Annotated in this window: 11 protein-coding genes and 1 pseudogene; 5 read left to right on the top strand and 7 right to left on the bottom strand. The window is 58.1% G+C overall.

Annotation, left to right across the window (positions count from 1 at the left end; translation table 11 throughout):
* Positions 1-3 precede the first annotated feature (3 nt).
* Complete coding sequence (locus DQN55_RS17555) at positions 4-303, top strand: GIY-YIG nuclease family protein (RefSeq protein WP_231995611.1); 300 nt, start codon at positions 4-6, stop codon at positions 301-303.
* Here DQN55_RS17555 and DQN55_RS17550 read toward each other — a convergent pair.
* Positions 269-619: a glutaredoxin family protein gene (locus DQN55_RS17550; protein WP_048378689.1), complete on the bottom strand. Its 351-nt coding sequence runs from the start codon at positions 617-619 to the stop codon at positions 269-271. The two genes, DQN55_RS17555 and DQN55_RS17550, sit on opposite strands and share 35 nt — an antisense overlap.
* Positions 619-1623: a nucleoid-associated protein YejK gene (gene yejK / locus DQN55_RS17545; RefSeq protein ID WP_048378691.1), complete on the bottom strand. Its 1005-nt coding sequence runs from the start codon at positions 1621-1623 to the stop codon at positions 619-621. Before yejK ends, DQN55_RS17550 begins: the two co-directional genes overlap by 1 nt.
* A 399-nt stretch (positions 1624-2022) precedes the next feature.
* Between yejK and DQN55_RS17540 the strand changes: the two genes are divergently transcribed.
* Positions 2023-2304 (top strand): HU family DNA-binding protein, encoded by a 282-nt coding sequence (locus DQN55_RS17540; RefSeq protein ID WP_003440137.1) that lies wholly within the window; start codon positions 2023-2025, stop codon positions 2302-2304.
* A gap of 101 nt (positions 2305-2405) precedes the next feature.
* On the opposite strand, the gene rlmF is transcribed toward DQN55_RS17540, so the two are convergent.
* The 5 genes and pseudogenes from rlmF to DQN55_RS17515 all read right to left on the bottom strand — a co-directional run bounded on the left by rlmF (position 2406) and on the right by DQN55_RS17515 (position 9048).
* Entirely contained in the window at positions 2406-3422 is a 1017-nt protein-coding gene (gene rlmF / locus DQN55_RS17535; RefSeq protein ID WP_048378693.1) for a 23S rRNA (adenine(1618)-N(6))-methyltransferase RlmF, read from the bottom strand.
* Positions 3423-3602: 180 nt separating this feature from the next.
* Positions 3603-6449 carry a valine--tRNA ligase gene (locus tag DQN55_RS17530; protein WP_048378696.1) on the bottom strand — a complete coding sequence of 949 codons (2847 nt, stop codon included), beginning with the start codon at positions 6447-6449 and terminating at the stop codon, positions 3603-3605.
* A gap of 230 nt (positions 6450-6679) precedes the next feature.
* A pseudogene (locus tag DQN55_RS17525) lies at positions 6680-7050 on the bottom strand (DNA polymerase III subunit chi).
* Positions 7051-7057: 7 nt separating this feature from the next.
* The gene (locus DQN55_RS17520) at positions 7058-7498 is read right to left on the bottom strand and encodes a DNA polymerase III subunit chi (RefSeq protein ID WP_048378699.1); all 441 of its coding nucleotides are present in this window, start codon (positions 7496-7498) and stop codon (positions 7058-7060) included.
* Between the two features lie 59 nt (positions 7499-7557).
* Complete coding sequence (locus tag DQN55_RS17515; protein ID WP_048378701.1) at positions 7558-9048, bottom strand: leucyl aminopeptidase; 1491 nt, start codon at positions 9046-9048, stop codon at positions 7558-7560.
* Between the two features lie 307 nt (positions 9049-9355).
* Here DQN55_RS17515 and lptF point away from each other — a divergent pair, with 307 nt between their 5' ends.
* From lptF to lepA, 3 genes are all read left to right on the top strand, one after another.
* Positions 9356-10474 (top strand): LPS export ABC transporter permease LptF, encoded by a 1119-nt coding sequence (gene lptF / locus DQN55_RS17510; protein WP_048378703.1) that lies wholly within the window; start codon positions 9356-9358, stop codon positions 10472-10474.
* Positions 10467-11528 (top strand): LPS export ABC transporter permease LptG, encoded by a 1062-nt coding sequence (gene lptG, locus DQN55_RS17505; RefSeq protein WP_048378704.1) that lies wholly within the window; start codon positions 10467-10469, stop codon positions 11526-11528. Before lptF ends, lptG begins: the two co-directional genes overlap by 8 nt.
* A gap of 163 nt (positions 11529-11691) precedes the next feature.
* On the top strand, positions 11692-13491 hold the full coding sequence (lepA, locus tag DQN55_RS17500) for a translation elongation factor 4 (RefSeq protein WP_048378707.1): 1800 nt from the start codon (positions 11692-11694) through the stop codon (positions 13489-13491).
* Positions 13492-13495 lie beyond the last annotated feature (4 nt).

Raw genomic sequence — 13495 nt, 5'->3', positions numbered from 1 at the left:
CGGGTGGTCACGCTGGCAAAACCCTGGTTTGTCTATTTGGTAAGAGCGGCCAATGGCTCGCTTTACTGTGGCATCAGCGATGATCCCGTGCGCCGTTTTGCCAAGCATCAAAGTGGCAAAGGTGCGCGGTTTTTTGCCTCGAGCCCGGCTGTGGCTCTGGTGTATGTCGAATCCTGGCCGGACAAAGGCGAAGCCTTGCGACAGGAACGCCTGATCAAGAAGCTCAAGAAAAGCGCTAAAGAGTGTTTGGTGCAAAGCCAGTCGGCCGTTACTTCAGCGCTGCCAGAATGGCCTCCGGGTTGAAGTCCCTGATCAGGGTGCCATTCACATCCAGTATGGGAATTCCGCGTCCACCCAACGCTTCGTAAGCCTGTCGGGCTGCGGGGTCCTTTTCGATATCAAACTCTTTGAACGGGATGCCTTTCTGGTCCAGAAAACGTCGTGTGGCCTTGCAGTAACCGCACCACTCGGTGGAATACAGCACCACCCGGGCATTGGCCCTGGTGTGTTCGGGCACGGCCTCTGACGGGTTTAGCAGCCGTTCGATCTTGCCCCAGTTCTGGAACACCACGACCACCACCAGAATAAACAGGACCTTCTTCAGGACGCCCCTGAGCATCACTTGTTGCGCTTTAGCTGGTCGAGCAATTGCGTCGGCAGGCCTTTGATCACCAGCGTGCCGGCTTCTTCGTCGAACTCTATCTTGGAACCCAGCAAGTGCGCTTCGAAGCTGATAGACAAGCCCTCAGCGCGGCCTGTGAAGCGGCGGAACTGGTTGAGGGTGCGTTTGTCGGCCGGAATCTCGGGCGACAGGCCGTAGTCCTTGTTGCGGATATGGTCGTAGAACGCTTTTGGGCGCTCTTCGTCGATCAGTTCGGACAACTCCTCAAGCCCCATGGGCTCGCCGATTTTCGCCTGGCTGCTGGCGTAATCGACCAGCGTTTTGGTCTTTTCGCGAGCGGACTCTTCGGGCAGGTCTTCGCTTTCAACGAAATCGCTGAAGGCCTTGAGCAGGGTGCGGGTTTCACCCGGGCCGTCGACACCTTCCTGGCAGCCGATGAAGTCGCGGAAGTATTCCGAGACCTTCTTGCCGTTCTTGCCTTTGATAAACGAAATGTACTGTTTGGACTGCTTGTTGTTTTGCCACTCGGACACATTGATCCGGGCAGCCAGGTGCAATTGCCCGAGGTCCAGATGCCGCGAGGGAGTTACGTCGAGTTCAGCGTTCACGGCGACGCCGTCGCTGTGGTGCAGCAGGGCGATGGCGAGGTAGTCAGTCATGCCTTGCTGATAATGCGCGAACAGTACGTGGCCACCTACGGACAGGTTGGACTCCTCCATCAGCTTTTGCAGATGCTCAACGGCGACGCGGCTGAAAGCGGTGAAGTCCTTGCCTCCCTCGAAGTATTCCTTGAGCCAGCCGCTGAAGGGATGGGCGCCGGATTCTGCATGGAAAAAGCCCCAGGCTTTACCTTGCTTTGCGTTATAGCTTTCGTTGAGGTCAGCGAGCATGTTCTCGATGGCCATCGATTCGGCCAGTTCAGAGTCACGGGCGTGGAGAACTGCGGGCGTACCGTCGGGTTTTTTCTCAATCAAATGGACGATGCAATGACGGATCGGCATGGGCTTCTCGGCGAGTAATGAGAGGGCTGGGAGCGCAGGCCCCAAAAAGTGATAAGTGTACCGCACCTGAGCCTTGGGTCAGCCCTTGCGCCGGGGTTTAGGGGGGATGAGAGGGGTTCGGACAGTTTTTTTCGGGTTTTAGGGCTATAAAGCTGACCAAATGGCTAGGTAGAGGCGGATATTTAGCCGTCTCTGTGCTAGTTTTGCCCGGTCTTGCGCTCTGTAACGGCGTAAAGCGTGCATTCAGCATGTGTCAGGTCGAACCAAACCCCGTTTTCGCTATCTACATTCGCGATTCGTCGTGAAAGCTGACGGGTGTGCCAGACCCTTGAAATCTGGCTCGATGGCTGACATTGCACTCTGCAAACCAAATGAATTTGATAGGGAAGGAACATCTCAATGGCTATTACTAAAGACCAACTGATCGCCGATATCGCTGAAGCCATCGACGCGCCAAAAACTACCGCGCGTAACGCACTGGACCAACTGGCCCAGATCGTTGCTGATCAATTGGAAAATGGCGGCGAAATCACTCTGCCAGGTATTGGCAAACTGAAAGTAACCGAGCGTCCTGCCCGTACTGGCCGTAACCCTTCGACTGGCGCTGCCATCGAAATCGCTGCCAAAAAAGTTATCAAGCTCGTTGTGGCCAAAGGCCTGACTGACGCTGTTAACAAGTAAGCATTAAAAAAGCCGCGCCCGGACGTGTCCGGGCGCGGCTTTTTTATGCGCGCAATACCTGCAGGAGCGAGCTTGCGTGCTCCTGCAGGGTTACGTGCAGCTTACTTCCAGTTCTTTTCCCGCCACATTTGCTGTTGCTCTTTGTCATGGAAGGTCCAGGCCACGAAGCGGCTTTGCTTATTGCCCTGGGACATGTCCACCACTTGGCTTTCGCGAGCACCGGCCTTTTTAAGGGCGGTCTGGATGGCTGGCAAGTTGGAAGCCTTGGACACCAGGACACTGAACCACAGTATCTGACGACCCACCTGGATGCTTTCGCGGATCAGTTGCGTGACAAAGCGCTGCTCGCCACCTTCACACCACAATTCGGCCGCTTGGCCACCAAAGTTCAGAACCGGCAGTTTGCGCTTGGGATCGGCCTTGCCCAGGGCGCGCCATTTACGCTCGCTGCCGCGTGTCGCTTCGTCCAGCGATGCGTGGAACGGCGGGTTGCACATGGTCAGGTCGAAGCGCTCGCTGCTTTCCAGCAGGTCCAGCAGGATTTTCTGCGGATTGGGTTGCAGGCGCAGGCTGATGGCTTTGTTCAGGCTGTTGGACTGCACAATCGCCTTGGCCGCTTTAACGGCCGTCGGGTCGACTTCGGTGCCCAGGAACTGCCAGCGGTATTCGCTGTGGCCGATCAGCGGGTAGACGCAGTTGGCGCCCATACCGATGTCGAGCACGCGAACGTTTTGCCCGCGAGGGATTTCGCCATCGTTGATGCTGGCCAGCAGGTCAGCCAGAAAGTGCACGTAGTCAGCGCGACCCGGTACCGGAGGGCACAGGTAGTCGGCCGGGATGTCCCAGTGGGCAATGCCGTAGAACGCCTTGAGCAGGGCGCGGTTGAATACGCGCACGGCAGTCGGGTTGGCGAAGTCGATGCTCTCTTTGCCGTACGGGTTGATGATCACGAACTCGGCCAGTTCCGGACATACCGAAATCAACTGAGGGAAGTCGTAGCGGCCCTGATGGCGGTTGCGCGGGTGCAGGCTGGGCTTGACCCGCGGCTCGACCGGTTTGGCATCGCTGGCAGGCTTTGGCTTGTGGCGTGTGGCTTTGGAAGTGCGTGGGGTAGTCATGTTCAATTCATTCCACAAAAGCAATCGCGGGCAAGGCCCAAAACCCCTGCAGGAGCGCGCTTGCTCGCGATGATCTCAATAACGCGGCATAAGTACGCGTTATCGTTTTAGACCATCGCAAGCAAGCTTGCTCCTACAGAAGGGCAGTAGGCCTTGCCCGCGATCAGGTGCGCAGCGTTATTACAGGCTGGAAATCCGCGCGTGCTGTTCTGCCAACTTGCTCAAGGCCTGTTCGGCTTCGGCCAGTTTGGCTCGTTCTTTTTCGATCACTTCGGCCGGAGCCTTGTCAACGAACGCGGCATTCGACAATTTGCCGCCCACTCGCGCGACTTCGCCATGCAGACGCTGAATTTCCTTGTCCAGGCGTGCCAACTCGGCATCTTTGTCGATCAGGCCGGCCATTGGCACCAGCACTTCCATCTCGCCTACCAGAGCGGTAGCGGACAGCGGTGCTTCGGCGCCGTCTTGCAGTACGGTGATCGATTCGAGTTTAGCCAGCTTTTTCAGCAAGGCATCATTCTCGGTCAGACGGCGTTGATCTTCGCTGCTGACGTTTTTCAGGTACAGCTGCAATGGCTTGCCCGGACCGATGTTCATTTCGCCACGGATGTTGCGTGTGCCGAGCATCAGGCCCTTGAGCCATTCGATATCGTCTTCGGCGGCCTGGTCGATGCGGGCTTCGTTCGCTACCGGCCATGGCTGCAGCATGATGGTCTTGCCTTCAACGCCGGCTAGCGGCGCAAGGCGCTGCCAGATTTCTTCGGTGATGAACGGCATGAACGGGTGCGCCAGGCGCAAGGCCACTTCCAGTACGCGTACCAGGGTGCGACGGGTGCCGCGCTGACGCTCGACCGGTGCGTTTTCGTCCCAAAGCACAGGCTTGGACAGTTCCAGGTACCAGTCGCAATACTGGTTCCAGATGAACTCGTACAAGGCCTGGGCGGCCAGGTCGAAACGGAACTGGTCGAGATGACGCGTGACTTCGGCTTCGGTGCGTTGCAGCTGGGAGATGATCCATCGGTCGGCCAGCGACAGTTCGTAGGCTTCGCCGTTCTGGCCGCAGTCTTCGCCCTTGTCCAGCACGTAACGTGCGGCGTTCCAGATCTTGTTGCAGAAGTTGCGATAACCTTCAACGCGACCCATGTCGAACTTGATGTCGCGACCGGTGGACGCCAGCGAGCAGAAGGTGAAACGCAGGGCGTCGGTGCCGTAGCTGGCGATGCCGTCCGCGAATTCATCGCGGGTCTGCTTCTCGATCTTCTTCAGCAGTTTTGGCTGCATCAGGCCGGTGGTACGTTTGGCCACCAGGTCTTCGAGTTCGATACCGTCGATGATATCCAGCGGGTCCAGGACGTTGCCCTTGGACTTGGACATCTTCTGGCCCTGGCCGTCTCGCACCAGGCCGTGTACGTACACGGTCTTGAACGGTACTTGCGGGGTGCCGTCTTCATTTTTCACCAAATGCATGGTGAGCATGATCATCCGGGCAACCCAGAAGAAAATGATGTCGAAGCCGGTGACCAGTACATCGGTGGAGTGGAAGGTCTTCAGTGCGTCGGTTTTTTCCGGCCAGCCCAGGGTGGAGAACGTCCACAGACCCGAACTGAACCAGGTGTCGAGCACGTCGTTGTCCTGCTGCAGCGCAACCTCAGGGCCCAGGTTGTTCTTGGCCCGGACTTCGGCTTCGTCGCGGCCTACATAGACCTTGCCCGACTCGTCATACCAGGCCGGAATCCGGTGGCCCCACCACAGCTGACGGCTGATGCACCAATCCTGGATGTCACGCATCCATGAGAAGTACATGTTTTCGTATTGTTTTGGTACGAACGCGATGCGGCCGTCTTCAACGGCGGCAATGGCAGGTTCAGCCAGAGGCTTGGTCGATACATACCACTGGTCTGTCAGCCACGGTTCGATAATCGTGCCCGAGCGGTCGCCTTTCGGTACTTTCAGTGCGTGATCGTCGACACTTACCAGCAGGCCCAGGGCATCGAAGTCGGCCACGATCTGCTTGCGGGCTTCGAAGCGATCCAGGCCGGCGTATTTGGCCGGCAGGCTGCCGTCGACGCTTTCGTTCAGCGTGCCATCGAGGTTGAAAACCTGGGCGGCAGGCAACACGGCGGCATTTTTGTCGAAGATGTTCAGCAGCGGCAGGTTGTGGCGCTTGCCGACTTCGTAGTCGTTGAAATCGTGGGCCGGAGTGATTTTCACACAACCGGTACCGAATTCCGGATCGCAGTAATCGTCAGCGATGATCGGGATGCGGCGGCCAACCAGTGGCAGCTCGACGAACTTGCCGATCAGGGCCTTGTAGCGCTCGTCTTCCGGGTTCACGGCAACAGCGGCGTCACCGAGCATGGTTTCCGGACGCGTGGTGGCAACCACCAGGTAATCCAGGCCTTCAGCGGTTTTCGCGCCATCAGCCAGCGGGTAGCGCAGGTTCCACAGCGAACCTTTCTCGTCGTGGTTTTCCACTTCAAGGTCGGAGATGGCCGTGTGCAGTTTGGTGTCCCAGTTGACCAGGCGCTTGCCGCGGTAGATCAGGCCGTCTTCATGCAGGCGCACGAAGGCCTCTTTAACTGCGTCGGACAGGCCGTCATCCATGGTGAAGCGCTCGCGGCTCCAGTCCACAGACGAGCCAAGGCGACGGATCTGACGGCTGATGTTGCCGCCCGACTGGTCTTTCCACTCCCAGATCTTGTCGAGGAACTTCTCGCGGCCCAGGTCGTGGCGGTTCAGACCTTGTGCTTCGATCTGACGCTCAACCAGCATTTGGGTGGCGATACCCGCGTGGTCGGTACCCGGCTGCCACAGGGTGTTGCGACCCTGCATGCGGCGGAAACGGATCAGGGCGTCCATGATCGCGTTATTGAAACCGTGGCCCATGTGCAGGCTGCCGGTGACATTCGGCGGCGGGATCATGATGGTGTACGGGTCGCCCGCGCCTTGCGGGGCAAAATAATTCTCTTCTTCCCAGGTTTTGTACCAGGAAGTTTCAATGGCGTGCGGCTGGTAGGTCTTATCCATGCGCGGCGGGACCCTATTGGCATTAATTCAGGAAAGCCGGCAAGTATAGCGGGGCGTGAGGGATAGGGCGAGTTGTGGTGAGGCGCAGGGCTAATTCGTAGAGGCTGCAGGCACGAAGACAGGTGCGACGACAAAGCAGAGATCGCAATGTGCCGGATAAATCGAAGGCGCAGGATTTACGATCGCTGCGCAATCGGACGCAGCCTTCGGCAGCGGCTACATGAAGGGGGTCAGCTTAGATGCTGGCTGAGCAGGCGTTCCATGTGCGCGTCGAGGCGACGCTTGATTTCGGTTTCGATGTGCGGAGCGAAATCGTTGATCACGTCTTGCATGATGGCTTGTGCCGCTGTGCGCAATTCTTTATCCAGGTGCACCAACAGGGCGTCCGGAGCTTTTTCGGCCTTGGGAACCGGTGCGGCGGCGGGCGGGGGGTGGGTTCTTCGCCAATCATTTCGGACAGCAACGGGATCTGCGTGCTTTCGTGGCTGACCATGTCGGTCAGCAATGGCGGTTGCAGGCCATCATCACCGAGCAGCTTGCGAATGGATTCGAGGTCATTGAGCAAGTGGGCGGCTTTTTGCTGGGAGTTGGGAGTGTCCATCGTGTGCTCAGAGTCGTTGTAGCTTGTGGTCTTGCAAAGGATAGCCCTGTTCACGGTAGAAACGGAAACTCTCCCGTGCGGCCAGTCGAACGGAGGGTTCTTCGACGACCACTTCGGCCACTCGGGCAAAGCGTTTGAAGGCGTCCGGGACTTTAAGGTCCAGGTTGATCAGTAAATCCTGATGGCTGGCGGGTACCTCTCCCAGCCCCATGACAATCACATCATCGGGTTGATCTTCGGCGTTGCTGTGGGGCACGAAGCTTTCGCCCTTGAATCGCCATAGGCGCTCGTCGAGGTCCTGGCGCTGTGCAGCGTCGCTGCAGTGCAGGTACACCCGGTGTCCGAGGCGCCAGGCTTTTTCGGTGAGTTTGCAGGCGAAATCCAGGCGTGCCGACGGATCGGCGCTGGGAAGAATATAAAAGTCGATCTTGGTTTTTTCGGAGGTCATTGCGATTCCTGAATCGAGACTGCGCCACCGGCAGGCGGCGCAGCCTTCGATTGTCAGCTTCAAGCGTTGGCGCGATCCAGCAGGTATTGAGTCAACAGCGGCACGGGGCGGCCACTGGCGCCTTTGTCCTTGCCGCCGCTGACCCAGGCGGTACCGGCGATGTCCAGGTGAGCCCAGTGATAGGCCTTGGCAAAGCGCGACAGGAAGCAGCCGGCGGTGATGGCGCCTGCTTTAGGGCCGCCGATGTTGCCCATGTCGGCAAACGGGCTGTCCAGTTGCTCCTGGTACTCGTCGAACAGTGGCAACTGCCAGGCGCGGTCGTCAGCTTGCTTGCCCGCTTCCAGCAATTGTTCGATCAGGTCGTCGTTGTTGCCCATCAGGCCCGAGGTGTGAGCGCCCAGGGCGACCATGCAGGCACCGGTCAGGGTGGCGATGTCGATCACGGCCTGAGGCTTGAAGCGCTCGGCGTAAGTCAGTGCATCGCACAGCACCAGGCGGCCTTCGGCGTCGGTGTTGAGGATTTCCACGGTCTGGCCGCTCATGGTGGTCACGATATCGCCAGGGCGTGCAGCGCCACCGCTCGGCATGTTTTCGGCGCAGGCAAGAATACAGACCAGATTGATCGGCAGTTTCAGCTCAAGCACGGCGCGCAATGTGCCGAACACGCTGGCAGCACCGCCCATGTCGTACTTCATTTCATCCATGCCGGCGCCTGGTTTCAGGCTGATGCCGCCGGTGTCGAAAGTGATGCCCTTACCGACTAGGACGAAAGGCTTCTCGGATTTCTTGCCGCCCGAGTAGTTCATTACGATAAGGCGTGGTGGCTGGTCGCTGCCCTGGCCCACGGCGTAGAAAGCGCCCATGCCCAGATCCTTGATCTTCTTCTCGTCAAGAATCTCGACTTTCAGGCCTTTGTATTCCTTGCCCATGTCCTTGGCTTGCTCGGCCAGGAAGCTTGGGTGGCAGATGTTGGGTGGCAGATTGCCCAGGTCGCGGGTGAAGGCCATGCCTGCGGCAATTGCCTGGGCGTGGGTCACTGCGCGCTGAACCTCGGCCTGTGCAGGCTTGATGGTCAGCAGGGTGATTTTTTTCAGGGCGCGGGGTTCGGCTTTTTGGCTCTTGAAACGGTCGAACGTGTATTCACCGTCGATCAGGGTCTCTGCCAGCAGGCGGCTCTTGCCGTAGCTGTCGCGCCCCTTGACCACGACTTCGTCGAGGGCAAACACGGCGTCAGCACCGCCTAGGCCTTTAATGACACCCAGGGCTGCGCTGATGATTTTGCGGAACGGACGGTCGCCCAGTTCGGCATCTTTACCGGTGCCGAGCAGCAGCACGCGTTCAGCCTTGAGGTTTGGCAGGCTGTGCAGCAGCAGGGTTTGACCGGTCTTGCCGGTCAGGTCGCCGCGTTTGAGTACAGCGCTGAGTGCGCCGCCGCTGAGTTCGTCGATGGTTTTGGCGGTGTGCCCGAGTTTTAGGTCTTCACCGATGGCGACCACCAGAGTGGCCGTTTTCAACGTTTCTGGGCTAACGCTTTTTACAACCAGTTCCATGTCCGGGTCCCTGAATCAAATGGTCAATGTGCGGACAAACAAGGTGTTTGCCTGCTTGAAGAGATGAAGCGCTTCACCTGTAATCCAGGTGAGCGTCAAGGCGGGCAGTTTGAACCCCGTCGACCAAGGCTGACAACCCTGGACTGCTGCTTAAAAAAGCCGGGTGAGCAAGCGCAGTGACAGGCGCGGCCATTCGCAGGATAATGCCCCATCTTTTCAAACGGCTCAGCTCATCACCATGAGCCTGAACCGACTCGTTACGTTGCTTGTTTGGCCGCCTTAGCCTGACGACCCTGGAGTGTCTGGTTTGATCGTCTTCCGTTATCTGTCCCGCGAAGTCCTGCTTACATTGAGCGCTGTCAGCGCTGTGCTGCTGGTCATCATCATGAGCGGTCGCTTTATCAAATACCTGGCCCAGGCTGCTTCGGGCGCCCTGGATCCAGGCTCGCTGTTCCTGATCATGGGCTTTCGCCTGCCTGGCTTCCTGCAGCTCATCCTGCCGCTGGGGCTGTTTCTGGGCATTCTTCTGGCTTACGGGCGTTTGTATCTCGAAAGTGAGATGACCGTGCTGTCGGCCACGGGGATGAGCCAGCAGCGCTTGCTGGGCATGACCATGGTGCCAGCGACGTTTGTGGCGTTGCTCGTGGCCTGGCTAAGCCTGAGCCTGGCACCGCAGGGCGCCAATCAGTTTCAGCTGTTGCTCAACAAGCAGGATGCACTGACCGAGTTCGACACTCTGGTGCCGGGTCGCTTTCAGGCCTTGAGCGATGGTTCGCGGGTGACTTACACCGAAGAGCTGACCAACGACCGGACCAACCTGGGCGGGGTGTTCATTTCTGAAAAGCGCCTGGCCCAGGATGCCAAGGATCGCGGTATTTCAGTGCTGGTGGCCGAGAAGGGCCGTCAGGAAGTTCGCCCGGACGGCAGCCGCTGGTTGATTCTGGACAACGGCTACCGCTATGACGGTAATCCGGGCCAGGCCAACTATCGCGCCATCCAGTACGAAACCTACGGTGTCTTGCTACCCAAGCCGGATGTCAGCGACGAAGTCACGGACCGCGATGCGATCCCGACACTGGACCTGATCGGCAACCCTGCGCCACGCGCAGTAGCCGAGCTGCAATGGCGGATCTCCTTGCCGCTGCTGGTATTTATCGTGACCTTGATCGCCGTACCGCTGTCCCGGGTCAACCCGCGCCAGGGGCGCTTCCTCAAGTTGTTACCGGCCATTCTGCTTTATATGGGTTACCTGACCATCTTGATTTCTGCCCGCGGTGCGCTTGAGAAGGGCAAGCTTTCGCCTGCGCTGGGCTTGTGGTGGGTGCATGCCCTGTTCCTGCTTATCGGTCTGGGATTGTTGTACTGGGAGCCGCTGCGCTTGAAGCTGGCCAGCCGCCGTAGCGTGAAGGAGATGGCTCGTGGGTAAGCTCGATCGCTACATTGGTAGCAGCGTGTTGTTGGCGATCCTGGCGGTACTGGGGATTATTCTTGGGCTGGCGACGTTGTTTGCCTTCATCGACGAGATGAGCAGCATCAGCGACAGTTATACCGTGATGGACGTGTTCAGCTTTGTATTGCTGACCGCTCCACGGCGCATGTATGAAATGTTGCCGATGGCAGCATTGATTGGCTGTCTGATAGGCCTCGGTACGCTGGCAAGCAACAGCGAGCTGACCATCATGCGTGCGGCGGGCGTGTCCATCGGTCGTATTGTGTGGGCTGTCATGAAGCCGATGCTGGTGCTGATGCTGGCCGGCTTGCTGATTGGCGAGTACGTGGCGCCGGCGACTGAAACCATCGCCCAGGCCAATCGTGCCCTGGCCCAGGGCGGCGGTGATGCGCAGAGCTCCAAACATGGCCTGTGGCATCGTCAGGGCGAGGAGTTCATTCACATTAACGCGGTTCAGCCAAGCGGGCTGCTGTATGGCGTGACCCGTTATCGCTTTGATAAAGAGCGCCATATGTTGTCGTCCAGCTTCGCTAAAAAGGCGCAGTTCGACGAGGATCACTGGCAGTTGAGCGACGTCAGTACGACGGTTTTCCATGATCGCAGTACCGAGGTGATCAAGGTCCCCGAAGAGCGCTGGGATGTGGCTCTCAGCCCTCAGTTGCTCAATACCGTGGTCATGGCACCTGACTCACTGTCGATCACGGGCTTGTGGAGCTACATCCATTACCTGAAAGATCAGGGGCTCAACAATGGCCGCTACTGGCTGGCTTTTTGGGTCAAGGTTTTGCAACCGCTTGTGACAGCTGCGCTGGTGTTGATGGCCATTTCGTTCATCTTCGGCCCCTTGCGTTCGGTAACCCTGGGGCAGCGTGTGTTCACCGGGGTATTGGTGGGTTTCACCTTCCGTATCGCTCAGGACTTGCTGGGGCCGTCCAGCCTGGTGTTCGGTTTCTCGCCATTGTTTGCAGTGCTGGTGCCCGCGGGTGTTTGTGCCCTGGCCGGTTTCTGGTTATTGCGCCGGGCCGGTTGATGAGCCATTTTTTGCGTTAATCCAAAGCCTCTATCTCGCGATAGGGGCTTTTTTGTCGGTGGCTATTGGCCTGTGAACGTGACGCTTGGCGCGAGGATCAGGTACAATTCCCGGCTATTTTTCGGCGGGCAGTCTGCCTGCGACTTTTTTTGAGTGTTGACCCGTGAGTGATTTGAGTCATATCCGCAATTTCTCCATCATCGCCCACATTGACCATGGCAAGTCGACGCTGGCCGATCGTTTCATTCAGATGTGCGGTGGCTTGACTGCCCGCGAAATGGAAGCCCAGGTTCTGGACTCCATGGACCTCGAGCGTGAGCGCGGGATCACCATCAAGGCCCACAGCGTGACCTTGTACTACAAGGCCAATGATGGCATTACCTATCAGCTGAACTTCATTGATACCCCGGGGCACGTGGACTTCACCTACGAAGTCAGCCGTTCCCTGGCGGCCTGTGAAGGCGCATTGCTGGTTGTCGATGCGGGGCAGGGCGTAGAAGCCCAGTCCGTAGCCAACTGCTACACCGCTATCGAGCAGGGTCTTGAGGTGATGCCGGTCTTGAACAAGATCGACCTGCCGCAGGCTGATCCTGATCGTGTGAAAGAAGAAATCGAGAAAATCATTGGCATCGATGCCACTGACGCCGTGACCTGCAGCGCCAAGACCGGCCTGGGTGTTGACGAGGTGCTTGAGCGCCTGGTGCACACCATTCCTGCTCCGACCGGTAATATCGAAGATCCCCTGCAGGCGTTGATCATCGACTCCTGGTTCGATAACTACCTGGGCGTTGTGTCCCTGGTTCGCGTGCGCCACGGCCGCGTGAAAAAGGGCGACAAGATTCTGGTCAAGTCCACCGGCAAAATGCATCTGGTAGACAGCGTGGGGGTGTTCAACCCCAAGCATACGGCTACCGCTGATCTGAAAGCCGGTGAAGTAGGCTTCATCATTGCCGGTATCAAGGACATTCACGGCGCGCCAGTGGGCGATACCCTGACCTTGAGCTCGACCCCGGACGTTGATGTATTGCCCGGCTTCAAGCGTATTCAGCCTCAGGTATACGCCGGTCTGTTCCCTGTCAGCTCCGACGATTTCGAAGACTTCCGTGATGCGCTGCAAAAGCTCACGCTGAACGACTCGTCGCTGCAGTACACCCCGGAAAGCTCCGATGCATTGGGCTTTGGCTTCCGTTGCGGCTTCCTCGGCATGCTGCACATGGAAATCATCCAGGAGCGCCTGGAGCGCGAGTATGACCTGGACCTGATCACCACCGCGCCGACGGTGATTTTCGAATTGCTGCTCAAGACCGGTGAAACGATTTACGTCGACAACCCGTCCAAGCTGCCAGACCTGTCAGTGATTGAAGACATGCGCGAGCCAATCGTGCGTGCCAACATTCTTGTGCCTCAAGAGCACCTGGGCAACGTCATTACCCTGTGTATTGAAAAGCGCGGTGTTCAGCACGACATGCTGTTCCTCGGCACCCAGGTCCAGGTGACCTACGACTTGCCGATGAACGAAGTGGTCCTGGACTTCTTTGACCGTCTCAAGTCCACCAGCCGCGGCTATGCTTCGCTCGACTATCATTTCGATCGCTACCAGTCGGCTAATCTGGTGAAGCTCGATGTGTTGATCAACGGCGAGAAAGTCGATGCCCTGGCATTGATCGTTCACCGTGACAACGCCCACTACAAAGGGCGTGCGCTAACCGAAAAAATGAAAGAACTGATCCCGCGCCAGATGTTTGATGTTGCAATTCAGGCCGCCATCGGCGGACAGATTGTGGCGCGAACCACTGTCAAGGCGCTCAGAAAAAACGTACTGGCCAAATGCTACGGTGGTGACGTTAGCCGTAAGCGCAAGCTGTTGGAAAAGCAGAAAGCCGGTAAAAAACGCATGAAGCAAGTGGGTAACGTGGAAATTCCACAAGAAGCCTTCCTTGCAGTGCTCAGGTTGGATAGCTAGGTCC

Origin of the sequence: Pseudomonas taetrolens (assembly GCF_900475285.1) — a bacterium.
Taxonomy (GTDB): Bacteria; Pseudomonadota; Gammaproteobacteria; order Pseudomonadales; family Pseudomonadaceae; genus Aquipseudomonas; species Aquipseudomonas taetrolens.
The sequence above is the reverse complement of the archived record's forward strand: the minus strand, read 5'-3'. Positions and strand labels throughout refer to the sequence as shown.

Bases quoted from the DNA above. Each gene is read 5' to 3' on its own strand.
- DQN55_RS17520 (WP_048378699.1), bottom strand. From the start codon at position 7,498: ATGACCTCCGAAAAAACCAAGATCGACTTTTATATTCTTCCCAGCGCC.
- DQN55_RS17515 (WP_048378701.1), bottom strand. From the start codon at position 9,048: ATGGAACTGGTTGTAAAAAGCGTTAGCCCAGAAACGTTGAAAACGGCC.
- DQN55_RS17530 (WP_048378696.1), bottom strand. From the start codon at position 6,449: ATGGATAAGACCTACCAGCCGCACGCCATTGAAACTTCCTGGTACAAA.
- rlmF (WP_048378693.1), bottom strand. From the start codon at position 3,422: ATGACTACCCCACGCACTTCCAAAGCCACACGCCACAAGCCAAAGCCT.
- DQN55_RS17540 (WP_003440137.1), top strand. From the start codon at position 2,023: ATGGCTATTACTAAAGACCAACTGATCGCCGATATCGCTGAAGCCATC.
- yejK (WP_048378691.1), bottom strand. From the start codon at position 1,623: ATGCCGATCCGTCATTGCATCGTCCATTTGATTGAGAAAAAACCCGAC.
- DQN55_RS17550 (WP_048378689.1), bottom strand. From the start codon at position 619: ATGCTCAGGGGCGTCCTGAAGAAGGTCCTGTTTATTCTGGTGGTGGTC.